Source organism: Chryseobacterium sp. MMS23-Vi53 (assembly GCF_047651245.1).
GTDB lineage: Bacteria > Bacteroidota > Bacteroidia > Flavobacteriales > Weeksellaceae > Chryseobacterium.
Map to the genome: position 1 here is coordinate 3,881,879 of NZ_CP180265.1, position 26,371 is coordinate 3,908,249.

The 26,371-nt window shown below is 34.6% G+C and carries 21 protein-coding genes; 15 read left to right on the top strand and 6 right to left on the bottom strand.

Features of this window, described 5'->3' with window-relative positions; genetic code table 11:
- Positions 1 to 19: 19 nt before the first annotated feature.
- Entirely contained in the window at positions 20 to 1,213 is a 1,194-nt protein-coding gene (locus tag ACKX2A_RS17455; protein WP_415326205.1) for an MFS transporter, read from the top strand.
- Between the two features lie 60 nt (positions 1,214 to 1,273).
- On the opposite strand, the gene ACKX2A_RS17460 is transcribed toward ACKX2A_RS17455, so the two are convergent.
- Positions 1,274 to 1,654 carry an STAS/SEC14 domain-containing protein gene (locus tag ACKX2A_RS17460; protein ID WP_415326206.1) on the bottom strand — a complete coding sequence of 127 codons (381 nt, stop codon included), beginning with the start codon at positions 1,652 to 1,654 and terminating at the stop codon, positions 1,274 to 1,276.
- A gap of 116 nt (positions 1,655 to 1,770) precedes the next feature.
- Here ACKX2A_RS17460 and ACKX2A_RS17465 point away from each other — a divergent pair, with 116 nt between their 5' ends.
- Positions 1,771 to 2,976: an NAD(P)/FAD-dependent oxidoreductase gene (locus tag ACKX2A_RS17465; protein WP_415326207.1), complete on the top strand. Its 1,206-nt coding sequence runs from the start codon at positions 1,771 to 1,773 to the stop codon at positions 2,974 to 2,976.
- A 346-nt stretch (positions 2,977 to 3,322) separates the two neighbouring features.
- Here the strand turns inward: ACKX2A_RS17465 and ACKX2A_RS17470 are convergent, their stop codons facing one another.
- From ACKX2A_RS17470 to ACKX2A_RS17485, 4 genes are all read right to left on the bottom strand, one after another.
- Positions 3,323 to 4,525, bottom strand: coding sequence for a vWA domain-containing protein (locus tag ACKX2A_RS17470; protein WP_415326208.1), 1,203 nt, complete (start codon positions 4,523 to 4,525; stop codon positions 3,323 to 3,325).
- Positions 4,526 to 4,537: 12 nt separating this feature from the next.
- Entirely contained in the window at positions 4,538 to 5,212 is a 675-nt protein-coding gene (locus ACKX2A_RS17475) for an SIMPL domain-containing protein (protein WP_415326209.1), read from the bottom strand.
- Between the two features lie 327 nt (positions 5,213 to 5,539).
- Entirely contained in the window at positions 5,540 to 5,893 is a 354-nt protein-coding gene (locus tag ACKX2A_RS17480; RefSeq protein ID WP_415326210.1) for a hypothetical protein, read from the bottom strand.
- A 68-nt stretch (positions 5,894 to 5,961) separates the two neighbouring features.
- Positions 5,962 to 6,957, bottom strand: coding sequence for an SIMPL domain-containing protein (locus tag ACKX2A_RS17485; protein WP_415326211.1), 996 nt, complete (start codon positions 6,955 to 6,957; stop codon positions 5,962 to 5,964).
- A gap of 183 nt (positions 6,958 to 7,140) precedes the next feature.
- Between ACKX2A_RS17485 and ACKX2A_RS17490 the strand changes: the two genes are divergently transcribed.
- From ACKX2A_RS17490 to ACKX2A_RS17500, 3 genes are all read left to right on the top strand, one after another.
- On the top strand, positions 7,141 to 8,877 hold the full coding sequence (locus ACKX2A_RS17490; RefSeq protein WP_415326212.1) for a histidine kinase: 1,737 nt from the start codon (positions 7,141 to 7,143) through the stop codon (positions 8,875 to 8,877).
- 248 nt (positions 8,878 to 9,125) lie between these two features.
- Positions 9,126 to 9,860 carry a LytR/AlgR family response regulator transcription factor gene (locus ACKX2A_RS17495; RefSeq protein WP_415326213.1) on the top strand — a complete coding sequence of 245 codons (735 nt, stop codon included), beginning with the start codon at positions 9,126 to 9,128 and terminating at the stop codon, positions 9,858 to 9,860.
- 197 nt (positions 9,861 to 10,057) lie between these two features.
- Entirely contained in the window at positions 10,058 to 10,600 is a 543-nt protein-coding gene (locus ACKX2A_RS17500; protein WP_415326214.1) for a lipocalin family protein, read from the top strand.
- A gap of 225 nt (positions 10,601 to 10,825) precedes the next feature.
- Here ACKX2A_RS17500 and ACKX2A_RS17505 read toward each other — a convergent pair whose 3' ends face one another.
- The gene (locus ACKX2A_RS17505; RefSeq protein ID WP_415326215.1) at positions 10,826 to 11,302 is read right to left on the bottom strand and encodes a hypothetical protein; all 477 of its coding nucleotides are present in this window, start codon (positions 11,300 to 11,302) and stop codon (positions 10,826 to 10,828) included.
- 112 nt (positions 11,303 to 11,414) lie between these two features.
- Between ACKX2A_RS17505 and ACKX2A_RS17510 the strand changes: the two genes are divergently transcribed.
- The 10 genes from ACKX2A_RS17510 to ACKX2A_RS17555 all read left to right on the top strand — a co-directional run bounded on the left by ACKX2A_RS17510 (position 11,415) and on the right by ACKX2A_RS17555 (position 26,314).
- Positions 11,415 to 12,665 carry a CinA family nicotinamide mononucleotide deamidase-related protein gene (locus ACKX2A_RS17510; protein ID WP_415326216.1) on the top strand — a complete coding sequence of 417 codons (1,251 nt, stop codon included), beginning with the start codon at positions 11,415 to 11,417 and terminating at the stop codon, positions 12,663 to 12,665.
- Positions 12,666 to 12,752: 87 nt separating this feature from the next.
- Complete coding sequence (locus tag ACKX2A_RS17515; protein WP_415326217.1) at positions 12,753 to 16,151, top strand: polysaccharide deacetylase family protein; 3,399 nt, start codon at positions 12,753 to 12,755, stop codon at positions 16,149 to 16,151.
- A 76-nt stretch (positions 16,152 to 16,227) separates the two neighbouring features.
- Entirely contained in the window at positions 16,228 to 18,255 is a 2,028-nt protein-coding gene (locus ACKX2A_RS17520) for a M13 family metallopeptidase (protein ID WP_415326218.1), read from the top strand.
- 467 nt (positions 18,256 to 18,722) lie between these two features.
- On the top strand, positions 18,723 to 20,819 hold the full coding sequence (locus ACKX2A_RS17525) for a M13 family metallopeptidase (protein WP_415326219.1): 2,097 nt from the start codon (positions 18,723 to 18,725) through the stop codon (positions 20,817 to 20,819).
- 158 nt (positions 20,820 to 20,977) lie between these two features.
- Positions 20,978 to 21,526: a type VI secretion system contractile sheath small subunit gene (locus ACKX2A_RS17530; RefSeq protein ID WP_415326220.1), complete on the top strand. Its 549-nt coding sequence runs from the start codon at positions 20,978 to 20,980 to the stop codon at positions 21,524 to 21,526.
- A 21-nt stretch (positions 21,527 to 21,547) separates the two neighbouring features.
- A complete protein-coding gene (locus ACKX2A_RS17535) occupies positions 21,548 to 22,909 on the top strand; it encodes a DUF5458 family protein (RefSeq protein WP_415326221.1) in 1,362 nt (453 codons plus the stop codon).
- A gap of 77 nt (positions 22,910 to 22,986) precedes the next feature.
- A complete protein-coding gene (locus ACKX2A_RS17540; protein WP_415326222.1) occupies positions 22,987 to 23,433 on the top strand; it encodes a hypothetical protein in 447 nt (148 codons plus the stop codon).
- A gap of 68 nt (positions 23,434 to 23,501) precedes the next feature.
- Positions 23,502 to 24,545: an A/G-specific adenine glycosylase gene (gene mutY, locus ACKX2A_RS17545; protein ID WP_415326223.1), complete on the top strand. Its 1,044-nt coding sequence runs from the start codon at positions 23,502 to 23,504 to the stop codon at positions 24,543 to 24,545.
- 260 nt (positions 24,546 to 24,805) lie between these two features.
- Positions 24,806 to 25,363: a gliding motility lipoprotein GldD gene (gene gldD, locus ACKX2A_RS17550; protein WP_415326224.1), complete on the top strand. Its 558-nt coding sequence runs from the start codon at positions 24,806 to 24,808 to the stop codon at positions 25,361 to 25,363.
- 27 nt (positions 25,364 to 25,390) lie between these two features.
- Complete coding sequence (locus tag ACKX2A_RS17555) at positions 25,391 to 26,314, top strand: PfkB family carbohydrate kinase (RefSeq protein ID WP_415326225.1); 924 nt, start codon at positions 25,391 to 25,393, stop codon at positions 26,312 to 26,314.
- Positions 26,315 to 26,371 lie beyond the last annotated feature (57 nt).

Genomic DNA, 26,371 nt, shown 5'->3' on the forward strand with positions numbered 1-26,371 from the left:
TTTAAGACTAAAAATTAAAATGGGGATTGATAAAAGAATTATACCATTGGCTATCGGTGGTTTAGGAATAGGAACAACGGAATTTACTGTCATGGGCTTGCTTCCGGATATGGCGAGATCGCTGCAGATCACGATTCCTGAAGCAGGGCATTTGATTTCGGCTTATGCATTGGGAGTTGTTATTGGTGCACCAATTTTGATCGGATATTCTGTAAAATTTCCGCCTAAAAAAGTGTTGATCGCTTTAATGATTATCTTCACTTTATTTAATGCTTTATCTGCTGTAGCACCCGATTATACGACAATGCTTTTCATCAGATTTCTTTCCGGGTTACCTCATGGAGCTTTTTTCGGAACAGGAACTGTTGTGGCAGCGAGAATGGCAGGAAAAGGCAGGGAAGCATTTTATATCTCATTAATGTTTACGGGATTAACGATAGCAAATTTGGCGATGGTACCTTTGGTTACATATATAGGACATACTTTTCACTGGCGATGGTATTTCGCCATCGTTGCGGTCATCGGATTATTTACTTTAATTTCATTAAAATTCTGGCTTCCGGATCTGGAAAGGAAAGAAAACAGTCATTTCCTGGAAGAATTGAAATTCCTTAAGACAAAGCAGTCATGGTTGGTTCTGATGATTACGGCGATTGGCTTTGGAGGATTATTTACATGGTTTAGTTATATTACACCATTAATGACAATTGTTGCGGGAATTAAAGAAAGTCAGATGGCGTATGTGATGGTTCTCGCCGGTGGCGGAATGGTGGTAGGAAATTTAGTCGGAGGTTATATTTCGGATAGAATGAGCCCTGAAAAAACGTGTGTTTTGTTAATATTTTTAATGATGTCTGCACTGGCTGGTGTATTTTTCTTTTCTGGCAACCAAACAATTGCGTTGGTTTTAACCTTTGTCTGTGGAGCATTATCAATGTCGGTTTCTGCACCTATTAATATCATGATGATGAAAGCTGCTCCAAAAAGTGAAATGATGGCTGCAGCATTTATGCAGGCTGCCTTCAACATTGCAAATGCGATGGGTGCTTTCCTTGGAGGTCTTCCTCTGGAACATGGATATGCATTTAACTATCCTTCTTTGGTAGGAGTTGGTATGACCTTTATTGGTCTGGCAATTGCCTTGAGATACAAATACTTATACGGATCACAAAAACCGGATGATGAGGAAATTATTCCGGAATGTGTTTCTTAATATAAAAAACAAAAGGCTGTTTCAATCGAGACAGCCTTTGTTTTTAATTTCTAATGATAATTAAGCCTCTACTTCATTACCGTTTTTGCACCAGTAAAGGGCATTATAAAGGTTTCCTTTTGGAAAAGATTTAAATTCTCCCGGCATCAGAACACTGAAAATATCTGTGAAGTTTTGTACTCCTTCTTTGTCGGTGACAATTGCTGTTCTGTTCCAGTTGGCCAGGTTTTTTAATCCTAAAAGCGCGTCCTGCAACCATGCTCCCATTGTAAAATTATCCAGATCCGTATCCAGATAAAGCAGATAATTCAACTCATGAAACTGGTCCACTTTTTCTTTTACTTTAGGAATAACAAGGTTTTCGAAATCTTCTTTTGTTACTTCTCCCGTTGCATTGAAAGCCGCAACATTCTCCGGAGCTTCTGGAATAATCGTTATCATAATATTAATATTTGGTGTGATTTTTAGTAAAACTGAAATAACAAAAATTAAACCATTATTTAAATTTTTATAAATGAAAAGGCTTGATTCTTGATTTGTTGTAGAAAAATATTACTATGGATCTTAAATCTAATGAACCATTTTGGCTTTTAAAAAACGGATTAATCGAATCTTATCCATCCCTGAAATCTGATGAAGAATGCGATGTTTTGGTCATCGGTGGTGGAATTACGGGAAGTTTAGTTGCTCATCAAATGTTAATTGACGGTTATAAAACGATGTTAATTGATAAACGTGAACTTTGCAACGGAAGTACTTCCGCAACAACCTCTATGTTACAATATGAAATAGATGTACCTCTTTTTGAATTAATTGAAAAAATAGGAGAGAAGGGCGCAGTAGAAAGCTATAAAGCTTGTTCAGATTCTATTGATAAGATTGAAAAACTGTCGAAAGAAATTAAATCAAATTCAGGTTTTAAAAGAAAAAAATCACTGTATTTTGCTTCTAAAAAGAAAGATGTCGATTGGTTGAAAAAGGAATTTAAAGTCAGAAAAAGCGCAGGTTTTGATGTTAAATGGCTGGAATCAGACGAGGTTTTAAAGCAATTCGGGTTCGAAAATACATACGGCGGAATTGTTTCGAAACAAGGTGCAAGCATCGATGCTTTTAAATTTGCTCACGAATTATTTAAATTAAATGTAAAAGAAGGCTTAAAAATTTTTGATAAAACCGAAATGACGAAGGTTGAATATTTTAAAGGTTTTAATCTTGTTACAGTTAAATCAGGTTTTAAAATTAAAACTAAAAAAATTATTTACTGTATTGGTTATGAAAGTAAAAATTTAATCAAAGAACATTTTGTTAATTTAAAAAGTACTTACGCCATAGTTTCTGAGATCGATAGGGACAAATTCAAAAATATCACCAATACTTTGGTTTGGAATACCGATGATCCTTACATTTATATGAGGACAACCGATGACGGAAGAATGCTGATTGGCGGTGGCGATGAAGATTTTTATGATGCCGAAAAACGAGATCAATTACTCCACAAAAAGGAAAAAGAAATCCTTAAAGTTTTGAAAAAAATAAAACCCGATTATCATTTTTACACCGATTTTGTCTGGGCCGGAACTTTCGGAGAAACGAAAGATGGACTTCCTTATATTGGTGAACATCAAGATTTTAAAAACTCTTATTTCGTGTTGGGTTTCGGAGGAAACGGAATTACTTTTTCGGTAACGGGTATGGAAATGGCGTCTGCTTTTATGAAAGGGAAAAAGCATGTCCTTTCTAGGTATTTTAAATTTGGAAGATAATAATCAATAAACTTTTTATTTAACCACAAAAGTCACAAAAGATTTTAGATAAAATATTTTAAGCTTATCATTGAACTTAAAAAAGAAAACATAAGTTTAAAAATCTTTGATTTTTTATTCTTTTGTGCACTTTTACTATCTAATAAAACCTGCATATATCTTTTGCGACTTTTGTGGTTAAATTAAAATTTGTTCAATCAGTTTTAATATATAAAAATTGGTGACCGGAAATCCGAATCACCAACTTTACAACTATTAAATGGTTATTAGTTTTAATAGTAATCACTTTAGATATTTAAATCTCGGTAACTGATGCTCTCGAAGTCACCAATTATTCTGTCAAAATTTAAGAAGTATATCCATTCTTTTTACCCAATTCAAGAATCGATTTCTCGATGGCTTTTCCTAAATCATCAGAATCCGAACTTCCTCGTTTTTTCATTTCGGCATCAATAAAATCCTGACGTTTTTTAGACAATTCCTCAATTTCTCTCTGAATTTTATCACGATCAGCCGACTTTTGAGTCACGATTTTCTGAATTTCTCCGGCACTTTTTCCTTTTAATTCAGAAGGTAATTCTTCCTGTTTGATACTTGAAATGTAACCTTTGTCTTTTTCTGCTTTGTCTACCAAATCCCAATGATCATTTTTATAAGCGTTCTTTTTAGACTTGGCAACCGTTCTTTCCACAGCATTTGATGCAGACTGAACTTCAGCATTTCTGTCTTGTGTAAGCTGCATTTTTTTGTATTCCGAACCTCTATTTCCGTAATAAATATAGGTGTCGTTTAATTTTGAATTGCACTCAGAAATCCTTACGTCATAAGGCGTTTCGATATAAATTACCTTCCTGTCGCTGTCGATATTAAAATATTTTCCATCACCCAAATTCGCTCCATTTTGCCAGAAAGTCTGGATTCCTTCATCTCGGTTTCCGCAGAAAATTGTGTTGGTGTAAATGTTTTTCTTTTTTGCACTCGAAATCACTTCTTTATAATTGATTTTTCCCTGATCGAAAGCCTCATTTCCGGCAATATAAATCAGCTTCATGCTTTTATCATTGCCATCCCAATTCAGATTCATTGAAGCATCTCGAATTACAGCGCCGCAATATTCGCTTCCGCCATTGGTTCTCAAAGCGAATAATTTTTCGGAAACCAAGTCCAGATCCTGAGTTAAAGGAGTGACCTGTCGGATATAGTTTTCGTCTCTCAAACCATCGTTTCCATATTCATAAAGAGCGATTTCAATTTGTGGAGCCTGTCCGTTATATTTTAATGTCGTTAAGGTATTCACGATATTCCAAAGTCGGGATTTTGCCTGATCGATCAATCCGTCCATACTGTTTGAGGTGTCCAAAAGCAATGCAACCTGAATTTTATTGTCTTTGGCGACTGTTCCGGAAAACTGGTTGTCATTTTGAACAATTGTTCTTTGTGCTTTCGGAGTTAAACGTCCTTTACTGCATGTTAAATTTCTCGGAGAATCTTGTGCGCTTAAAAAAGCAGCAACACCGAATGTTAATGTTAAGATTTTAATAGTTGTCATGATTTCTGTGTTTTAAAGGATTTCGTATCTTGTTTTGATGCTGTATTTCAACTTAATGTTTTCGATATTGTCGAATGAATAATCTACTCCTGCATCCGCAGATTCCAGTTGTACATTTGCGGCTCTGCTTTTGTAAGCCATCGGAACGATCATATCGCTTGTGTAATCTTCAATTTCTACGATTTCAATTGGGTTTCCGACTTTTTTACCGATACTTTCCATTAAATAATCAGCTTTTTCTTTGGCTGCTCTTAAAGCATTTATTTTTACGGTTTTTCTAAAATCTGCAATTTTTGTATTCTTAATTTCAGCGATATTGATGTTGCTTACCCATTTTTGGTTCAGGCTTTCAAACAGATTTCCCATGTCCGTTTTTTTATTGACTTTAAACTGAAAACTTTTTGTGAAATTTTTTGTTTTGGAGTAAATATTTTGATACATCGATTTAAACTTAATATCTTCATTTTTCACCCCGTTGATTTTTAATGTTTCAAACAATAATTTTTCGTTGTCTGCCAACTGATTTTTGTTGTCGCCTTTTATTCCGATGTTGAAAATAATTTCATCCGGTTCTACTTCCATTTCGGCAACTCCTGTTACTTCGATTGCATTTTTCTTAATTTCCTGCGCATTGATCAGACTTCCAAATGTTAATAATCCGATCAATAAAAAATGTTTCAATTTCATAATTTCCTGTTTTTAAATTTTAAACTTCTAGAATAAAATTACTCCGATTTAAAACCTGAATTCAGGAGACTTGGTGAAATCGGGGTTTGACTTGGTGAGTTTGATTTTAGAAGGAAGCAATAAAATTTTAACCACAAAAGGCACAAAAGATTTAAGCACTTTGGTTATTTAAGTTTAAATTAAAATCGCTCAGAAGATCACATAAGTTTTGAAAATCTTATATTTTCGCTTGTATGGACTTTTGAACTCTTTAAAATTAATAGATTAAAATCTTTTATGACTTTTGTGGTTAGAAAGAATAAAAAAAACAGCTCAAAAAGAACTGTTTTATCTATTAGTTAGAATGATTGATTTACCGTTTCGGGTGACGAACTTTTTCACATTGGAGAACAATTTTGTTCGGATAATCAACTCGTCCTGATGCTCGGAAATGTTGTAAGTGTTTGAGGTAAACAGCGCGTCATTAATACAGTGCTCAAACAGTTTGGTAGAATCTGATTTGTTGACGGAATAAAAATCAACCTTGTAATCATCAATCCCCGTTCGGTAAAATTTATAAACGATTTTCTCATTGAGATCGCTGGAAATGATCTTGGTTTCAATGAAATCGCTTTGCTCAAGAAACGAGCAATTCTGTAAGAATAATACAGGCAAAAGAAAGATGTAAAGATGCTTTTTCATAGTTATGTTTGTGTTTACAAATTTAATTAATCTTAATCCCATGATTGTTAACAGAATTTCAATTAATATTAAGGTTTTGTATTGATTTTTAAATCTTTAACCTCACCCGCGGAAGTGATCAAAACATAATGATTGACTTCTTTTATCTCTTTATTTTCCTTTGTTTCTGGCTTACTTTCTTTCGGTTTTTCTCTGTTTATGGTTAATTTTATTTCATACATCACCTGAATAACCGGTTCATGGATTACAGGATTTATCACGAAATCAAATTCCTTATCCAAAATCGGTTGATAATATGATGTAGATGTTTTGGTTGCCTGGTTGATATTCGCAAACTTAGTTAAAGCCAAAGAAGAACTGTTGTATGCTTCATAAGATTTGTACATTTCTGTCGGAAGTGTAACCCTAAAACCGTCGCTTACATTTTTTCCCGCCGTTGAAAAACTTTCACCTAAAATACTTTCAAAGTTTTTAATTTTTTCCTGTAATGCCAATTTTGCTTTATTCATTAATTCTTTTCGAATGTTTTCAATATTGCTGGCAAAATAATCGACGCGTACTAAATCATAGATTTCATTTTTAGATAAAATCATGATAAAGTCATTAAGTTGAGAAGGATCTGTGAATTTGATATGAATGTTTTTCTTTAATTCAAATCCGGCAGGAACTTCATTGTATGTTTTTTTGCTGGATGTCTTTTTTTCAACATTGTATTGATAAACAGGAACAAAAGAAATCATATCGATGTAAGTTTCAACGCCTTTTCGCATTTTGATCTGGTCTAATGAACCTTTGATGCGTTTGTCTATTAAATCATTCACTTCCTCTGCACTTTCACCAACCTGAGTGATGCTGAAAATAGCAACATATTGTTCGGCTTTTACATTTGCTAAACCTTTTATACTGAGCACATTTTCATTGATTTGTTGATTCACAACAGGCGTTGCAACATTAATATTATTTTCAGAATAATAAGTTTGATTTCTGTAATTAATATTTCCTGAAACTTGAGAAAATGCCATTTGAGAAAGCAGTAAAGAAGCAAAAATTGTAATATTTTTCATGATAATTAATTTGAATTATGGCACAAACTTAGCCTCATAATCACTGCAGAAATAGGTAAACTTGGTGAATCTGTTCTTTCACTGGGTGAATAGTTTTTCACAAATTATATATATGTATATCTTTGTTTTATGAAAATGTTTCGGGCTTTTTTGTTTTTGTCACTAATGATTTTTGGGAATAAAATGTATTCTCAAACTACAAATGTTGTGAGAGAAGTTCAGACAGAAAGCAAAAAATTGAAGAAAGCAGTCGACAAAAAAGATGAATCTGCACAAGCTGATTCTTATTACAATATTGGCGAAACGTTTTTCAACGACGGTAATTTTTCGAAAAGTGAAGAATATTATGCCAGAGCAAAAAATATGTATGAAAAGCTGAATGATAAACCCAATATCGAAAAAGCAAGTAGAAAATTAGCTCAATCTCAGGAAAAGCAGAATAAAATTTCTCCGGCAATCAGCAATTACAACAGAGCAGCGGAAGTTGGGGTTTTAAGAACGAAATCTGTGAATTCCAATGATGTGACAAGACTTTCTGCAACGTCTCCTGAAATGAAGGCAGAAGCCATTCAGAATAATATTGAAATCAGTCAGAAAGATAATGATAAAGGTGATTTGGCGGCAAGTTACAGCCAGATGGCGGATATTAATATTCAACAGAATAATATTCCGAAAGCCGAAGCTAATTTAAATAATGCCTATAAAATTTCAAAAAAAGAAGCTCCGCAACAAGCATTGGAAATCAATAAAAAATTAACCAATTTTTACGTTGAGAATAAAAATTTTGATAAAGCCATTGAAGCTCAGAAAAAAGTTTTAAAAGAAGATTTTGTGAAGGAGAATTCTCAGGAAAAAGTCAATCAGATTCAGGAGTTAGCAGACATTTACATCAAAAAAAACGATGCTGAAGAAGCCATCACTTTATTAAAAAATGCCTACAAACTTTCCCTTGAAAAAGGTCATACTTTAGAAGCTCAGAAAAGCGTGAAAAAGCTCGATAGTTTGTATAATATTTCACAAAATACAGATGCTTCGGTTCAATTATACAGAGATTTTCTGGGGAAATTACCGGACTTGGTTTCAAAAGATAAAAGTCTGGTCGATCAGAAAATTTTGGAAGATACAGAGGAAAGAATTTCTCAGTTAGAAAAGGAAAAACAGTTAAAAGACGAACTGATTCGCAAAAAGAATGTTTTTAATTATAGTCTGATCGGAGCATTAATTTTATTAACGATTCTAGTTATTTTTATTTTCAGAACGTTAAAAAAAGTTCAGATTAAAAACAAGAAAATTGCCTTACAATCGCTTCGTCGTGAGATGAATCCGCATTTTATTTTTAATAGCCTAAATTCTGTCAATCATTTTATTGCGACAAATAATGAACTGGAAGCGAATCAATATTTAACCAAATTTTCCAAATTAATGCGTGGAGTGATGGAAAATTCAACGGAGGATTTTATTCCTTTTCAGCAGGAATTAGATTTACTTCAAAATTATCTCGCGTTGGAAAAAACTCGTTTTGCAAATAAATTCGATTATGAAATTGATTTTGATGAAAATTTGAACACACAAAGTTTGCAAGTTCCCGGAATGTTGATACAACCGTTTTTGGAAAATGCAATCTGGCACGGACTTCGTTACAGAACGACCAAAGGTTTTTTGAAACTAAGTTTTGAAAAGAAGGATCAGTTCTTAAAAATCACGATCGAAGACAACGGAATCGGAATTGAGGAAAGCAAAAAACAAAAAACGGAACATCAGAAAGCCAGAAAAGGTCGCGGAATGAAAAATACGCTGGAAAGAATTGCTTTATTGAATGATTTATATAAGAAAGATATTATTTGTTCAATTAAGGATAAAGAAAATAATTCTGGAGTTTTGGTTAAAATTCAATATAAATTAATCAATAAAACTGCTTAAGCTAATTTTAGATTTAACCACAAAAGATATGTATACAGTTTTTATTAGCCAATCAAAAACGCTCAAAAGAATAAAAATTAAAGATTTTTAAAACTTATGTTTTCTTTCTTAAAGTTTAATAATAAGCTTAAGAATTTTTTATCTAAAATCTTTTGGGGCTTTTGTGGTTAATTAAAAAGTTTAAACAAGTTTAATAATCAATCTTTAAAACTACAACCTAAAATCTGCAACCTACTACCTAAAAAAATATGAAAATAAAATCTATCATCGTAGACGACGAAGCCATTGCAAGGGATGTTTTGAGAAATTATCTCACAAAGTACTGTCCGCAAATTGAAATTTTAGGTGAGGCAGAAAACATTAAAGAAGCCGTTCCCTTGATCGCCGAAAAGCAACCTCAACTCGTTTTTCTGGATGTCGAAATGCCTTTCGGAAACGCTTTTGATGTATTGGAAGCTACCAAGGATTTTTCTTACGAAACCATCTTCATTACAGCGTTTTCGCAATATTCATTACAGGCTTTGAACAAATCTGCGAGTTATTATATTTTAAAACCGATCGATATTCAGGAATTGATTTTGGCGGTGAACAAAGTTGCAGAAAGCATTGAAAAAAAAGAAGAACTAAACCGAAATAAAATTCTTCTTGAAAATTTAAAATTAAAACCAGAAAAGCAACAATTAATTCTTCCGACTTTACAAGGCTTTGATGTTGTAAAAACCGAAGATATCGTCCGACTTCAAGCAGACGGAAACTTCACACAAGTCTATCTTACAGACGGTTCAAAAAAAATGGTCTGCCGATTTTTAAAACATTTTGATGACCTTTTGGAAGTCCCATTTGTAAGAGTTCATCGTTCACACATCATCAATACAAATTTCGTAAAATCATATCACAAAAGCGGAACCGCAACCCTTTCCGATGAAACTGAAATCGAAGTTTCCGGAAGTTTCAAGGACAATTTTCTGAAAGTTTTTTCTTAAAATAAATTTCAAAATTTGAAAAAAACATCGCGATCTTATATAAGTGAAACGCCTTTGCGAGCTTAAAAACGAGTAGTAGTTGAAAAAAAATCTTTGTGTCCTTTGCGTTAAAAATAATCTAGTTTTAAAAGATATAATTAAAAATTTTCAGGCACTATTTTTGAACTTTTCATTTTACAACACAAAAATATTCTATTATGAAAACGTTTCAAAAAATCGCGATTCCTGTTTCGCTCGGTATTTTGGGTCTGCTTGTTTTAAATTCATGTTCAGTCGGAATTCCAAAAGGAGCAACTGCTGTTCAGAATTTTAACTCAGAAAAATATTTGGGAAAGTGGTATGAAATTGCCCGTTTCGACTACAAATTCGAAAAAGATATGGATAATGTTACCGCAACTTATTCAAAAAATCCAGACGGAACGATTCGTGTTGATAATAGAGGCTATAATTACGTAAAAAAAGAATGGAAAGAATCCATCGGCGAAGCGAAATTTGTAAATGAAAGAACGGAAGCACGTTTAAAAGTTTCATTCTTCAAACCAATTTGGGCAGGCTATAATGTGATTGATATTGATGAAAATTATCAATACGCGTTGGTTGCCGGAAACAGTTTAAAATATCTTTGGATTCTCTCAAGAACAAAAGAAATTCCTGAAAGTATTCGTCAACGTTTTTTAGAAAAAGCCAAAAATATTGGTTACAATACGGATGAGTTGATTTGGGTGAAGCATAATAATTAAAAGGAAATAAGATGTTTCAAAGTGACATCGGAAAATGGAGCGTTAAGAAAATAAAAACTTAATTCGTTAAAAAATTCCCAATGTTTGAAGCGCGAGACAAATGTTGAATAAAAAACAAATGTTGAATTCGCGCAAGTTTTGGGAATTTTAGGATTAAGTTTTTATTTTTAGCGGAATTTTCCAAGTCTTGAATTTTTGTTTCTTTTGTTTCAAGACAAAAGAAATTTAATTTAGATTTTTATACTCTTTCCACTCCTCAAAACGATAATCAATAATCTGCTTCATCAGATCATAATTCTCGTAAGTATCTTCAATGTGATAAAAAGTCTCGTATTCATAGTCATTTTCCTCAGCTTTAGTATCAAAAAGGTTCACATAATCATCCGCAAACGAACTGAATTTATTTCCGAAATCCGTATCATCTTTATAATAATCTTCAGCGAAGGCATTTCCCATTTCATTCAGATCGTATTTAGAAAATTTTCCGTCCATGCAATCTATGACAAATTCTGCTCCTGTTATTTCTCTGCGCTTTAATGATTCGATTTCATCCGCTGTGTCTTCTTTTAATTCATTGGAAATTAAACCTTTATTAATGCACCAATTCAAAAACATTCCTGTGTGGGTTGCTCCGTTTTTTTCAGGAAGACCTTCAGGAAAATCACTGCCATAATGCCATGAAGCATCATCGTATTTAGACATAATTTTTAATTATAGTTTTAAACAATTTTCGCCAAAAATAGAAAAAATCAATTTATATTGTCGGTCACCGAGATTTTTCCGTCATTTGTAAAGAAATTTTCGAAAACAAAATATGGAAAATGCTGTTCTGATTACTATTGGTGACGAAATTCTTTCTGGAAATACGGTTGACACCAATTCTAACTTCATTGCTACTGAACTTAAAAATATTGGGATAAAAGTTTCACAGATCTTCACGATCTCCGACGAAATTGAAACCATCAAAAATACCATCGGATCTGCCTTTGAAATAGGTGATTTAATTATTACAACAGGCGGTTTGGGACCAACGAGAGACGATAAAACCAAGAAAGCGATTGCCGAATATTTCAATGATGAAATTGCCTTGGATGAAGTGACATTCAATCATCTTAAAAATTATATGGAAAAACGCGGTCGTCTGGAAATTTTGGAAAGAAACCGCGAACAGGCTTTTGTTCCTACAAAATCTACCGTTTTTCAGAATCATTTTGGAACTGCGCCTTGCATGATGATGGAGCAGAACGGGAAATTGTTATTCAGTCTTCCTGGTGTTCCTTTTGAAGTGAAACCATTAATAAAAGACCAGATTGTTCCGTATTTGCAGGAAAAATTTAATCTAAATTATATTTCCACTAGAATAGTTTCCGTTGTTGGAATTCCTGAAAGTATTTTGGCAGATACGATTGAAGGTTGGGAATTGGCTTTACCTTCAAATTTGGCTTTGTCATATCTTCCGGTAGGAACCCGTGTAAAGCTGAGATTAACGGCAAGCGGAGAGAACGAGGCTGCTTTACAACAGCAATTAGAAGAAGAAATTCAGAAACTATTGCCTTTAATTAAAGATAATGTTATTGCCACTTCTGAGGATAAGATCGAAAAAATTTTAGCCGAAATTTTAACAGAAAGAAAACTAACAATTTCCACGGCGGAAAGTTGTACAGGCGGAGAATTGGCAAAAATGATCACTTCCGTTTCGGGCAGCTCAAAATATTTTCTTGGTGGAATGATTGCTTATGCAACCGAAAAGAAAATTGATATTTTAAAGGTAAAAAAAGAAACAATAGAAGAATTTACCGTTGTCAGCGAGCAGGTTGCTGCTGAAATGGCAGAAGGTTGTCAGAAATTGTATGATACCCATATTTCCCTTTCTACGACTGGCGTTGCAGGTCCGGGAAAAGGGGAAGACGGAAAAGATGTGGGAACGGTTTTTTGTACCATTAGAATTCATGATCAGGAAGTTACTTCCAAATTATACATGCCTCATCTAGAAAGACTGGATTTTATGCATTTTGTATCACAGAAGATAATTCAGGATTTGGTGGGTATTCTTATTAATAATTAAACGTAAACTGTAATTTTAATATTTTTTTAATTAAATTCAAGGTAGTTTTTCACGGTTTTTGAAATTCATTCAAAAAATATTAAAATCGTGGAAAATTCAAAACAGATTTTTCAGACCGACAGCAAAAAACGTTGGAGAAATGTACAGTGGGGAAGCCGAATTTTTATCTTCATCGCTATACTGCTTTTTCTGGCCTTAGGTCTAATGATGAAACTGGATAAAAGTCCTAAAATTCCTTTTAAAGAAGACTATAAAGCGGTGATGACTGCGAGTAAACCATATCTTCAGGAGAACAGAATTTCCAAAGAATATAAGGGTTTTCGAAGTTTTATTTCCGAAAAAACAATACATACAAATCTTTCAAAGATCGAAAAAGCAAGAGCTGAAAGGCTTAAAAATCAGAACCGAAACTGGGCACAATTTCCGGGAGGAATTCGTTCTGCATTTTATGTAGCATGGGATCCACAATCTTTGATGTCATTAAAAAGAAACATCAAGCATATCAATCTCGTTTTTCCTGAATGGTTTTTCCTTGATCCGAAGACGGGTGATCTAAAATCGAATGTTGATCCTGAAGGTTACAAAGTGATCAAACGAACAGGTGTCGCTGCAATGCCCATTTTAAGTAATAATTTTCAGCAGGAATTTCATTCGGAAGGATTGGGAAAGGTTTTGAAAAATCCACAAAAAAGAGCGCAGCTTATTCAGAAATTGGTTCAGCAATGTCAGAAGCTTCATTTTAAAGGAATTAACATCGACTTTGAAGATATGAACCTCGATTCTGATGAGTATCTGATTGCTTTTATGAAAGAACTTTCCGAGACATTTAAACAAAATAAATTGTTGATTTCGATGGATATTATGACCGATAATGACGATTACAATATCCAGAAACTAAATCCTTATGTAGATTATTTCGTTTTAATGGCTTACGACGAATATTCTGTGGACAGCGATGCAGGACCTGTCTCTTCACAAAAATGGATCGAAGAGCAAACAGTAAAAATTTTAGCAAAAACGTCACCGAACAAAATAATTTTAGGTTTGGGAGCTTATGGCTACGATTGGAGTACAGACAAAGAGCAAAACAACTCCGTGACGTATATGCAGGCGATTACGAAAGCGAGTGCGAGTAAAGCGAAAATTAATTTTGATGATAATACTTTTAATTTAAATTATTCATACACAGATTCAAAAAATAACACACATACAGTATTTTTCAACGATGCAGCGTCTATTTTTAATACAATGCGTTTTTCTTCGGAATATCCTTTGGCGGGAACTGCACTTTGGAGATTGGGAAGTGAAGACAGTCGTGTCTGGAATTTTTATGATAAAGACTTAACTTTTGTGGGTTTATCTAAATTAAATTTAAAAACATTGGAAAATGTAAAAGGTCAAACCATGGTCGACTACATCGGAGACGGCGAGGTTTTAGATGTACTGAATACTCCTCACGACGGAAAAATTGCCCTTGAGATCGATCCAAAAGAAAAAATTATTACCGACGAAAACTATGTGACTTATCCGAGTTCATATGAAGTTAAAAAATATGGAGAAGCACCTCAGAAAGAGTTAGTTCTAACATTTGATGATGGACCGGATGAAACTTACACTCCGCAAGTTTTGGATATTTTGTCTAAATATCATGTTCCGGCTGCGTTCTTTTTGGTAGGTTTAAATGCAGAAAAAAACTTGCCTTTAGTTAAAAGAATTTATCGAGAGGGACACGAAATTGGAAATCATACATTTACCCATGAAAATGTCGCAAAAGTAAGTCCGGAAAGAGCTTTGCTGGAAATGAAACTCACAAGATTACTGATTGAATGTATTACAGGTCACAGCACAATACTTTTTAGAGCGCCTTACAATGCAGATTCTGAGCCGACAACTTCGGAGGAAATTGTTCCTGTTGCGTTGGCGAGACAGCAAAATTACTTAGACATTGGCGAAAACATCGATCCCGAAGACTGGCAGCCAGGAATAAAAGCGGATGAAATTGTAAAACGTGTAATGGCTGGAGTAAAAGCAGAAAGAGGAAACATTATTCTTCTTCATGATGCTGGTGGTGAAACGCGTGAAGAGACCATCAAAGCTTTAAAAATTTTAATTCCGACTTTACAAAAACAGGGATATCATTTTACAAATCTTGCAACAATTTTACATAAAAATAAAGCTGAACTAATGCCCGCAGTTCCGAAAACAAGATCATATTACGTGATGCAGTTGAATTTAATTTTAGCAACAGCTATTTACGGGATCAGTCATTTTTTGGTGGCATTGTTTACCATTTTTATCGGATTGGGATTGATAAGATTAATCATTATGCTGTACTGGGCATTTAAAGAAAGAAAAAAAGAGAAAAAATTAGGAAATTTTCCGGTTTTAGAATCTTACCCTAAAGTTTCGATTATCGTTCCGGCTTATAATGAAGAGGTAAATATTGTTTCTTCCTTACATAATTTATTAAAACAAACCTATCCGAACTTCGATGTGATTTTGATTGATGACGGAAGTAAAGATTCAACCTTTGAGAAGGCAAAAGAAGCATTTATAAATCATCCGAAACTTAAAATTTTTAGTAAAACAAATGGAGGAAAAGCCACCGCTTTAAATTTCGGAATTTCTCAAACCGATGCAGAATATGTCGTTTGTATCGATGCCGATACGAAGCTGGAACAAAATGCTGTAAAATATTTAATTGCAAGATTTTTAAATTCAAATCAAGAAGAAAAAATAGCAGCCGTTGCAGGAAATGTGAAAGTTGGAAATACTGTGAATTGGCTCACAAAATGGCAATCTATAGAATATACAACCAGTCAGAATTTTGATCGATTGGCGTATGCAAATATCAACGCAATTACTGTAATTCCTGGTGCGATTGGAGCTTTCAAGAAGTCGGTGATCGATGAGGTTGGAGGATATTCTTCGGATACTTTGGCTGAAGATTGTGACATTACGGTGAAAATTTTAAGAAAAGGTTACACCGTTGCCAATGAAAATCGCGCAATCGCCGTGACAGAAGCTCCTGAAAGTGTAAAGCAGTTTTTAAAACAACGTTTCAGATGGACTTATGGGATTATGCAGATGTTCTGGAAACAGCGACAGACTTTCCTGAATCCAAAATATAAAGGTCTTGGATTATGGGCAATGCCGAATATTTTATTGTTTCAATATATCATTCCGTTTTTCTCGCCTTTGGCAGATGTGATTATGTTTTTCGGTCTTTTATCCGGAAATGGCGGAAAAATATTCTCTTATTATTTAATTTTCCTTTTGGTTGATGCTTCACTGGCTTTCATTGCTTTTGTGATGCAGAGAGAAAAATTGGGGAACTTATTATACATCATTCCGCAGCGATTTGGATATCGATGGTTGATGTATATCGTACTGTTTAGAAGTCTTAGAAAGGCTCTGAAAGGAGAAATGCAGTCTTGGGGATTCTTGAAACGTACAGGGAATGTGAAAGAAATTGCAACTTCTTAATATTTAATTAAATTTGTTTTCATAAAAAAGTAACGAATTAAAAAAAAGTTACACTTATTGTAAAATTGTAATTATAATGAAAAAATTAACGCTTTCTTTGGCTTTATTAGCAGGGATTGGTTCGCAAACAGTGAACGCTCAGGTGACAGACAAAGGTTTAGACCTTAGCTTGATGGATAAATCGGTTCGTCCACAAGATGATTTTTATAACTATGTGAGTGGAACTTGGATGAAAACTGCCAAAATTCCTTCTGATAAGCCTACTTGGGGAAGTTTCAACAAATTGGCTGAAGATACAGACAATAATTCAATGACGATTCTGAACTCTCTTTTGAAAGACAAATTTGCTGACGGAACAGAGGGTAAAAAAATTCAGGATCTGTACGCTACGTACATGAATATGTCGAAGAGAAATGCAGACGGAATCAAGCCAATTCAGGCAAACATCAGCAAAATTGATGCGATCAAAAACCTTACGGATCTTCAAAATTATTTAACTTCAGTAACGAAAGAAGGTGAAAATACTTTCTACGGATGGGGTGTAGATGCAGATTTGAAAGATTCTAAAATGAATGCAGTTTATTTAGGAAATGCATCTCTAGGTTTAGGAAGAGATTATTACCAGAAAGTAAACGAAAAAAACACCGAAGCTATCGCAGAATATACGAAATATGTAGCTTCTATGTTGAAAGAGTTGGGGTACAAAAATGCTGATGCAGCTGCAAAAGGTATTGTAGATTACGAAAAAAGCATTGCTCAAACTTATTTAACTAATGAGCAAAGCCGTGATAATACGCTTCAATATAATCCTCAAACTATGGCTGAACTTTCTGGTTTGGTTAAAAATGTAAATCTTCCGGCTTACCTTAAGGCTGTAGGAGTAAATACAGATAAAGTAATCATCGGGGAACTAGGATATTACAAAAATTTAGATAAATTCATCAGTACTCAAAATCTTCCTGTAATTAAGGATTATCTTAAATTCCACATGATTCACGGAAGCGCTTCTTATTTAAGCGAAAAATTGGGAGACATGAAATTTGCTTTCTATGGTAAATATTTAAGAGGTCAACAGGAGCAGAGAGCTTTAAACAAAAGAGGTTACGAGTTAATCAACGGAACTTTGGGTGAGGCTTTCGGAAAATTATATGTTGAAAAATATTTCCCTGCAGAAGCTAAAGCTCAAATGGTTGAATTAATTGATTATTTAAAGAAAAGTTTTGCAGTTCACATCAATGGTTTAACTTGGATGTCTTCTACAACGAAGGAAAAAGCAATGCAGAAACTGAATAAATTTACTGTAAAAGTTGCTTATCCGGACAAATGGAAAGACTATTCTAAATTAACAATCACTCCTGAAACTAAAGGTGGAAATTTATATTCAAACCTTCAGAACATTACAGAATGGCAGTACAATAAAGATTTAGCGAAAATCGGAAAACCGGTTGACAAAACAGAATGGGGAATGACTCCACAAACTGTAAATGCTTACTACAACCCTGTAAACAACGAAATCGTTTTCCCTGCTGCAATTCTTCAGCCGCCTTTCTTCAATCCTAAAGCTGATGCTGCAGTGAATTTTGGTGGAATCGGTGCTGTTATCGGTCACGAAATGAGCCACGGATTCGATGATTCTGGTGCACAGTTTGATGCAGACGGGAACTTAGTTGACTGGTGGACTCCGGAAGATAAAGCTAACTTCGAAAAAGCAACTAAAGCTCTTGCTGCTCAGTACGATAAATACGAGCCTGTAAAAGGAACTTTCGTAAACGGAACATTCACAAACGGTGAAAATATTGCAGATTTAGGTGGTGTAAACATCGCTTACGATGCGCTTCAAATGTATTTAAAAGATAAAGGAAATCCTGGACAAATCAGTGGTTATACACAAGATCAGAGATTTTTCTTAAGCTGGGCAACAGTTTGGAGAACGTTATCTAGTGAAAAATACATGGTAAACCAAGTAAAAACAGATCCGCACTCTCCTGGATATTTCAGAAGTTTCGGACCTATCATCAATGTTGATGCCTTCTACAAAGCATTCGACGTGAAGCAAGGAGATAAATTATACAAAGCTCCTGCAGACAGAATCAAAATCTGGTAATCATCAGATCAATAATATTAGAAACCGTTCAGAAATGAGCGGTTTTTTGTTTTAAGGAGCTTAATCCCGCTTTCTGCTGTATCTTTTGGGTTACGGCTCCGCTTCGCTCCGCCGCAACCCAAAAGGATGCCGCGCCAATCGGGGCTAGGGTTTCGGTCTTTGATTTCAATATCAGGAAAAGGACAAAATGTTGGCTTCGAGAGCCTCAGCGTCCAGTTTTGTCCTCAACGATGACTGAGGCTCCCGAAGTCACCGGTTCTATATCAATTTGTGATTGAGGTTCTGAAATCACTTGTTGCCATTATCAATAGAAACGGGCTTTAGCCCGTTTTCAAAATAAATCTATCCAATCAGGCTTTAGCCAAAACTTAAAAACTTTCAATTCATAACTCATAATTTATAACTTAAAATAATTAATCAAAATTCGTATATTTGGTAAGTTTGTGTAAAATCAAAAATTATCTTTAATGAAAAAGCTAAATATTGGGATACTTGCCTTTTCTGGTTTAGTATTTTTAAATTCGTGTGGAGCAACCAAAACGGCAGATACTGCTCAGAAACCGGAACCGACAATTGCTGTAGACCCAGTGAAAAAAGAGGAAGTAAAAGAAGAGGGTATCAATTTATCTTACATGGATAAAACAGTTCGCCCACAAGATGATTTTTTCAATTATGTGAACGGAAATTGGGTGAAAACTACTCAGATTCCTTCTGATAAAGCAAGTTGGGGATCTTTCAATGCATTGAGAGAAAATGTAGATGATGCTTCTTTGGATATTTTAAACAAAATTTTATCCGAAACATATCCTGCAGGCTCTGAAGGACAGAAAATTCAGAATTTGTATGCATCTTTTATGGATACTGCTAAAAGAAATGCAGACGGATTAAAGCCGATCAAGGGAGATCTGGCAAAAATCGATGCCATCAAAAATGTAAACGATCTTCAAAAATATTTGCTGGAAGCCACAAAATTAGGCGACAACTCTTTCTACGGATGGAGAGTGGGTGCAGATTTGAAGAATTCTAATATGAATGCAGTGTATCTTGGCGGTCCGGATCTTGGTTTAGGAAGAGATTACTACCAAAAAGTAAACGAAGCCAATACAAAAACGTTAGCAGAATACCAATCGTATGTTGGAAAATTATTTGGAGTTTTAGGATATAAAAATTCTGATGCTGCTGCAAAAAATGTGGTTGATTTCGAAAAACAACTGGCAAATTATTTATTGACACTTGAGCAAAACAGAGATGCCAATTTAAGATACAATCCAAAGAATGTTTCTGAATTATCCGGTTTAGTGAAAAATGTAAACCTTGCAAAATATCTGAAAGATGCAGGCGTAAATACAGACCGTGTAATTATCGGAGAATTGAAATATTACCAGAATATGGATTCTTTCATCACGCAGAAAAACCTTCCGTTGTTGAAAGATTATTTGAAATATCATGTCATTAATGGAAATGCTTCTAATCTTGATGAAAATCTGGAACAGATCAGATTCGATTTTTATTCTAAATATCTTCAGGGACAAAAAGAACAGCGACCTATGAATAAAAGGGGGCTTTCTCTTGTAAACAGTGTTTTGGGTGAAGCTTTCGGTAAATTATATGTTGAAAAATATTTCACTCCGGAATCAAAACAGCAGATGGAAACTTATATTGATTATATTTTAAAATCATTTAAGACACACATCAACGATATGGATTGGATGTCTCCTGCAACGAAAGTAAAGGCACAGGAAAAATTATCCAAATTCACAGTGAAAATCGCTTATCCAGACAAATGGAAAGATTATACTCAATTGAAAGTAGATGCTCCGGCTCAAGGTACCACATTATATTCTAATCTACAGAATGTTTCTGCTTGGCAATATCAAAGAAGTTTAGACAAAGTTGGAAAACCTGTTGACAAAACAGAATGGGGAATGACTCCGCAAACCGTAAATGCTTACTACAGCGGTTCAAATAACGAAATCGTTTTCCCTGCTGCTATTCTACAGCCGCCTTTTTATAATCCAAAAGCTGATGCTGCGGTTAATTTTGGAGGAATCGGTGCAGTTATCGGTCACGAAATTTCTCACGGATTTGATGACAGTGGTTCAAGATTCGACGGAGATGGTAACTTAAATAACTGGTGGACAGATGCAGACCGTAAAAACTTTGATGCAAAAGTAGGTCAGTTGGCTGCTCAATACAGCGGTTACGAGCCTGTAAAAGGAAGTTTTGTAAACGGTAAATTTACAAGTGGTGAAAATATCGGAGATCTGGGTGGAATAGCAGTTGCTTACGACGCACTTCAAATGTATCTTAAAGATCACGGAAATCCAGGTTTAATCAGCGGGTATAATCAGGATCAGAGATTTTTCATGAGCTGGGCAACAGTTTGGAGAACAAAATCAACAGATCAGTATATGACAAATCAAGTGAAAACAGATCCGCATTCTCCGGGAGTGTTCAGAGCATTTGGCCCGTTGGTAAATCAGGATGCATTCATCAAAGCGTTTGATATTAAACCTGGTGATAAAATGTATAAAGCTCCGGCAGACAGAATAAAGATTTGGTAAGACAAGCCAAAAATTGTTAGAAATAAAAAACGCATCAGAAATGATGCGTTTTTTTGTTTAATTTTTCCTAGATTCGTAATATCGTTAAAAAGCAATTTTTGATTGATATTTAGTCCATTAAATTAAATATTTCAAGAAAAATCTTAACAAAATTTTGTATGTTACAGTTTTTTTTTAAATTTAAACATTGGATTGGTCAGTTATTTGATGCTGATAAAAACAATTCACACCAAAACAAGAAATCTCAAAATAATAATAATATGGCAATGTTTAATTATGGCGTTGGCGGAAACGAGGTAAAAGTAGACGCTAATGAAGCTATCCAGGAAATACAGGAGAATAAGTCGCTGATAGTGAGCCAGCTTACCACAGACGAAACTTATGTTCCTGAAATTGTAACAGGATTAAAAACTGTGGACGACGTCTTCAAACATTTCCAGCCTTCTGTAAGCGTACAACACGAAACGGAGGACGGTAATGTGGTGGAAGAGGAGTTCCGTTTTCAAAATCTTGCGGACTTCACTCCCAAAAATCTTACGCAAAAATCAGATTATTTACAACAACTAAGCATGGAGCAGGAACAATATAACAAAATTGTACGCCAGCTTAAAACAAATAAAATTCTGCGTAATATGCTGGAAAACGATCAGACAAGAGCTGCGTTTGTAGAAGTACTGAAAGAAGTGGCACAAGAACTTGAAAAATAATCTAAAGACTTTACATTAATCATGGATAGTAAATTACAGGCAGCTGAGAGCCAACAACAGGGACAACAGCAACACGCAGGTCAACCGAAAGGTAATCCGCTTGCCGAACTCAATAAAATTGGTGGTTTTGGTTTTGTAGAATCCGTTGTAGACGGCATCGCAAACATGAACCCTACGAGAAAAGCCAGAAAGGAAATCTTCCTTAATGACGGCAACAAATCAGACGAAAGAAAAGAATTGCTTCAGAAAATCAACCTTTGGGTTAATCTTCTGGAAGGAAATGACTCGGCTGATAAAATGGCAGATACGTGCAAAGCAAAAGCACAGGCTGCCGATCAGAACTTAAAATCAAACTTAAAAAATGCATTAGACGCAGTTCGCCAGTTGGAAACAAACTACAGAACTGTTGCTCAATTCTATAAAAATACGGAGCTTGATAAAGTTGACAATGTAAGTATTGTAAACGCAAGTTTAGATCAGGTTTCTGACTTGGATAATCCTATCTTTATTGATGCTATTGCAGAAGAATTTAAGAACTATTACGACCGTTTAGATCTTAGAGATAACTATTCTATCTTAGCGATTCCGGGATATTTAGGATCAAACAAAGTCATTGAAAAATGGGCTAAAATCTGTAATGAAAACAAAGTAATGATGGTTACGGATTTCGCTAATCTGGATAAGCCGGATGATGTTGTAGATCTGTTCCATTCTGCGAATCTTACGGGTGGCGAATTGCACAGAAGTAACGTAATTATGACGTGTAACTGGCTTGTTGGTCGTGGAAAAGCAGAAGAAGTAGGTGAAGAGGAAAATGTAGAACTTCCGCCTTCAACTTCATTAGCTGGGAAAATCCATAAAACATTGATGTCTCAGGTTGCTGCAGGTAAAAAGCACGGTAACATCAACGAGGTTGATGCTGTAAAATTTGAATTAAAGAAAAGCGAAATTTCTCAGCTGGAAAAAATGGGATTGGTTCCTATGGTCAACGAGTACGGAAAAATCATGGCTTTCTCTGCAAAAACATTGTTTACAGGAGACAATATTGGGCTTCAGACATATTCAGTTGTTCGTGTATTCGATTACGTAACGAAAGTTTTGCTTGATTTCTTGAACAGAAGGGCTTTCGAAAACTGGAATGCAAGAAACGAAGATGATTTGAGAAGACAGATCGTGACTTTCCTGGACAATATCAAAGGTCCGGACAAATTGATCGAGAAGTTCAAAATTGTTCGTTTTGAGCAGGATAAAGTGAACAAAGACAGAGTTTGGCTGGATATTCGTTTAACCCCTTATTTCCCTACAAAAAGTTTCGTTATTAAATTGGACGGACACAAAGGAGACGACGGAAACGAATGGGATGCTGAATATATTCAAGATTAACTTAATTTTAACTAAAATATTAAAACCGATGCAATTTTACATCGGTTTTTTTCTACCAAATCATTAAAAATATCAATATGAAAGGCAGGTTGCTCTACTTTTTGCCAATAATTTTCGTGGCTTTCAGTTGTGAGGAGAAAAAACTACAGCAGGATCATCCAATCGATCTTTTTGCTGATGAAAGACAGGAAGGAAAAGCTTACGTTATGAGGCCTCAGGAATGCTTTGATGCAAGCGATATGGTTGTTTCGTCCTCGAGCATTAAACTGGTCGACCAATCTAAAGGTCGCGGAAAATCGGTTTTCATTTATAAAGTCAACTCAGGAGAAATTTTAAAGACAACGCGCGATTCCATAGTAAATTTTCCTTTTCAGTTTGTTTCGAATAAACAGTTGATGTTTCACAGAGATTCGACATCGTATATTTATCTTAAAAAATTAGAAGGATATCGTTTCATTGCGGAAAAGAAACACCTAAAATATCAATGGACGAAAGGCGCTCCGATTTATTCTGTGAAAAAATAAAATTAAATTATCTTTGTTGATATTTATTATAAATCTAAACCTTGAGGGTTTAAAATGAGACAAAATTTTTGGAAAATACAGAAAGCCAAGACTTCAAACACATCGGAAACAAACTTCTGATTTGGTACAAAAAAAACGCCCGCGATTTACCATTCAGAAAAACAAAAGATCCTTATAAAATCTGGATTTGCGAGATTGTTTTTCAGCAGACGAGAATTGCTCAGGGATTGGGTCATTACAATAATTTCATTAAAAGATTTCCGGATGTAAAAACACTGGCAGAAGCCGATGAAAATGAAGTTTTGCTGCATTGGAAAGGTTTGGGATATTATTCTAGAGCGATCAACGTTCATAAGGCGGCTCAACAAATTATGAATGATTATCACGGAACTTTTCCTCACGAATATGATGAAATTTTAAAATTAAAAGGTGTCGGGAAATATACAGCTGCGGCGGTTTCCAGCATTTGTTTTGATGGAAAAATTCCTGCAGTTGATGGTAATTTTTACAGGGTTTTAAGTCGAATTTTTGCGGATGATTTTGATATTTCAAACTCAAGAGCATTCAATTACTTTTCAGAGTTGGCACATTTAATTTTACCTGAAAATGTCGGAGATTTCAATCAGGCAATGATGGATCTGGGTTCGGAGATCTGTAAACCGAAAAAACCTCTTTGCTATGAATGTCCTCTGAATGAAGACTGTTTGGCTTTTTCATTGAATAAAATCTTAGAATTTCCTGTTAAAACAAAGAAAGTAAAGGCAGAAGATTTAGTTTTAAAATATTATTTTGTTCATAGAAACGGAAAGTTTTTAATTCAACAGAGAAAAGATGACTTTATCTGGAAAAAATTATTTGAATTTCCACCTGAAATTTCAGATGAATTAATGCCTTTCATTAAAAGTGTAAAAATGATTAATCATAAGCTCACTCATAAAAATTTAAGCATAGAAATTTTCAACGTGGAGGTCGATTCGGAAGAAATTTGGAAACATTTTATCGCCGAAAATAATTTCATAGTGACAGACGTTGAAGGCTCTCACGAAAGGTCTTTTCCGAAACCGCTTGAAAATTATATCCAGAATTATGATATGGCATACAGAATATTGTAATACATAAAATACATCCATACAGTTTGTCATTCCGGTAGGAATCCAAACTGTTTGGTGATTCATACTGTTAAAAACTTAGCAATCTTAGTTAAGTGAAACGCCTTTGCGAACTTAAAAACAAGTAGTAGTCAAAAAAAACTTTGCGCTCCTTGCGTTAAAAAACAGAACATCCAAACAAAAATTTAATTCCAATTTCAAAACTCATTGAAATCCTGAAATTTGTCTTCCCATATCTGAAATCTAATTTGTACTTTTGCAAAATGTTTAAAAACGCCATTTTTATTTTTGTTGCCTTGCTATTGGTGTCTTGCGGAAAAGATCCGGTTCCGAAGCCTTACGGAGAGCTTCGTCTGGAATATCCGACGCCAAAATATCAGAAATTTGAAAATAATTGTAATTATACATTCGAATACTCTGATTTTGCAAAGATTACAGATGCAAAAAAGCCTTGTTGGTATTATCTGAATTACCCGAAAATGAAAGCAAAAGTTTTCGTGACGTATTACCCGATTCAGAATGACTTTGCTGCACATATTCAGGAGGCGGAAAAAATGGTTTACGAACATACGATTAAAGCAAGTGCCATCGATACAAAATCTTTCGAATATCCTGAAAGAAAAGTATACGGAAATTTTTATGAATTGAAGGGGCAGAGTGCTTCCAATCTTCAATTTTACATTACAGACAGCACGAAACATTTCGTGACGGCTTATTTATACTTTAATACCAGACCAAAGCCTGATTCTTTGGCTCCTGCAGTAGATTATATCAAAAAAGATATGAAGCATCTGCTCGACACTTTTGAATGGAAAAATTAATTACTTTTAATATACTTTGAAAAAAATATGAAACTTTTAGTTGTAGGAAGCGTTGCATTTGATGCGATCGAAACGCCATTTGGTAAAACAGATAAAATTTTAGGAGGTGCAGCAACATACATTGGGATCACTTCATCTATTTTAGGCGTAAAATCCGGAATTGTTTCCGTTGTAGGAGGAGATTTCCCACAAGAACACCTTGATATGCTTACAAACAGAGACGTAAATATTGAGGGAATCGAGATCGTAAAAGAAGGTAAAACATTCTTCTGGTCCGGAAAATATCACAACGATTTAAATACAAGAGATACTTTGGTAACTGAAGTGAATGTTTTAGAAAACTTCGATCCAAAAATCCCTGAATCTATGCAGGATGCGGAGATCTTATTGTTAGGAAATCTTCATCCCGGAGTACAGCTTTCAGTTTTAGAAAAAATGAACAACCGTCCGAAATTGGTGATCCTGGATACCATGAATTTCTGGATGGATTCTGCTTGGGATATTCTGATGGACATGATTGCTAAAACAGACGTTATCACGATCAACGACGAAGAAGCAAGACAGCTTTCAGGAGAATATTCTTTGGTAAAAGCAGCTAAAAAGATACATACAATGGGACCGAAATATGTGATCATTAAAAAAGGTGAGCACGGAGCTTTATTATTCCACGACGGAAAAGTATTTGCAATTCCTGCGCTACCGCTTGAAGAAGTTTTTGATCCGACTGGAGCAGGAGATACTTTCGCTGGTGGTTTTGCAGCTTATCTGGCTAAAAAAGGAAAAACAGATTTCGAAACAATGAAGTCTGCATTAATCGTAGGTTCGGCAATGGCTTCTTTCACCGTTGAGAAATTCGGAACAGAAAGAATTGAAGAGGTAAGTGAAGCAGATATGTTCGGAAGATTGAGACAATTTAAAGAATTGACGACTTTCGACGTTGAACTACAGTAAATACGTCTTTTTTAAGAAATATTTATAATAAAAAATTTAGTGTAATTCATTAAGAAT

Coding starts and splice junctions, on each gene's coding strand:
- ACKX2A_RS17485 (WP_415326211.1), bottom strand. CDS start 6,957: ATGAAAAATATTACAATTTTTGCTTCTTTACTGCTTTCTCAAATGGCA.
- ACKX2A_RS17555 (WP_415326225.1), top strand. CDS start 25,391: ATGAAACTTTTAGTTGTAGGAAGCGTTGCATTTGATGCGATCGAAACG.
- ACKX2A_RS17495 (WP_415326213.1), top strand. CDS start 9,126: ATGAAAATAAAATCTATCATCGTAGACGACGAAGCCATTGCAAGGGAT.
- ACKX2A_RS17530 (WP_415326220.1), top strand. CDS start 20,978: ATGTTACAGTTTTTTTTTAAATTTAAACATTGGATTGGTCAGTTATTT.
- ACKX2A_RS17460 (WP_415326206.1), bottom strand. CDS start 1,654: ATGATAACGATTATTCCAGAAGCTCCGGAGAATGTTGCGGCTTTCAAT.
- ACKX2A_RS17540 (WP_415326222.1), top strand. CDS start 22,987: ATGAAAGGCAGGTTGCTCTACTTTTTGCCAATAATTTTCGTGGCTTTC.
- ACKX2A_RS17505 (WP_415326215.1), bottom strand. CDS start 11,302: ATGTCTAAATACGATGATGCTTCATGGCATTATGGCAGTGATTTTCCT.
- ACKX2A_RS17475 (WP_415326209.1), bottom strand. CDS start 5,212: ATGAAATTGAAACATTTTTTATTGATCGGATTATTAACATTTGGAAGT.
- ACKX2A_RS17525 (WP_415326219.1), top strand. CDS start 18,723: ATGAAAAAGCTAAATATTGGGATACTTGCCTTTTCTGGTTTAGTATTT.
- ACKX2A_RS17490 (WP_415326212.1), top strand. CDS start 7,141: ATGTATTCTCAAACTACAAATGTTGTGAGAGAAGTTCAGACAGAAAGC.
- ACKX2A_RS17500 (WP_415326214.1), top strand. CDS start 10,058: ATGAAAACGTTTCAAAAAATCGCGATTCCTGTTTCGCTCGGTATTTTG.
- ACKX2A_RS17535 (WP_415326221.1), top strand. CDS start 21,548: ATGGATAGTAAATTACAGGCAGCTGAGAGCCAACAACAGGGACAACAG.
- ACKX2A_RS17520 (WP_415326218.1), top strand. CDS start 16,228: ATGAAAAAATTAACGCTTTCTTTGGCTTTATTAGCAGGGATTGGTTCG.
- ACKX2A_RS17465 (WP_415326207.1), top strand. CDS start 1,771: ATGGATCTTAAATCTAATGAACCATTTTGGCTTTTAAAAAACGGATTA.
- ACKX2A_RS17510 (WP_415326216.1), top strand. CDS start 11,415: ATGGAAAATGCTGTTCTGATTACTATTGGTGACGAAATTCTTTCTGGA.
- ACKX2A_RS17455 (WP_415326205.1), top strand. CDS start 20: ATGGGGATTGATAAAAGAATTATACCATTGGCTATCGGTGGTTTAGGA.
- ACKX2A_RS17470 (WP_415326208.1), bottom strand. CDS start 4,525: ATGACAACTATTAAAATCTTAACATTAACATTCGGTGTTGCTGCTTTT.
- gldD (WP_415326224.1), top strand. CDS start 24,806: ATGTTTAAAAACGCCATTTTTATTTTTGTTGCCTTGCTATTGGTGTCT.
- ACKX2A_RS17480 (WP_415326210.1), bottom strand. CDS start 5,893: ATGAAAAAGCATCTTTACATCTTTCTTTTGCCTGTATTATTCTTACAG.